The 287-nt window shown below is 68.3% G+C and carries 1 protein-coding gene; it reads right to left on the bottom strand.

The window, feature by feature from the left end; all coding sequences use genetic code 11:
* Positions 1-287: contractile injection system protein, VgrG/Pvc8 family (locus Phpb_RS26575; protein WP_276204242.1), on the bottom strand; the 287-nt coding region annotated here is incomplete at both ends.

Genomic DNA, 287 nt, shown 5'->3' with positions numbered 1-287 from the left:
CCATCACCGGTTTGGGTAACGGGGCCGGGCGCCAGTGCTGATTGTCGGGAATGAAGGTGAAGTCGTTGCTCAGGGTGGTGCCGCTCTCCCCGGCGGTCTGCTCCAGCGCCTGCGGCTGGCTGCCCCGGTGGGTGACGCCGACCAGCTGCCAGCGCCGGTTGAGGTCAGGCCGGGGATGGTGAGTCAGGGTGAACAGCACGCCGGGCTGCATGGTGGCGGCGTTACTTTCCCCGTCGCCGGTCAGGGCGTTGTTGCGCAGGGCTTCCAGCCGGTAGCGGGTGAAATCC

It is taken from the genome of Photorhabdus namnaonensis (assembly GCF_001684335.1).
Classification (GTDB): Bacteria; Pseudomonadota; Gammaproteobacteria; order Enterobacterales; family Enterobacteriaceae; genus Photorhabdus; species Photorhabdus namnaonensis.
This window is presented reverse-complemented; position numbering and strand designations above follow the sequence as displayed.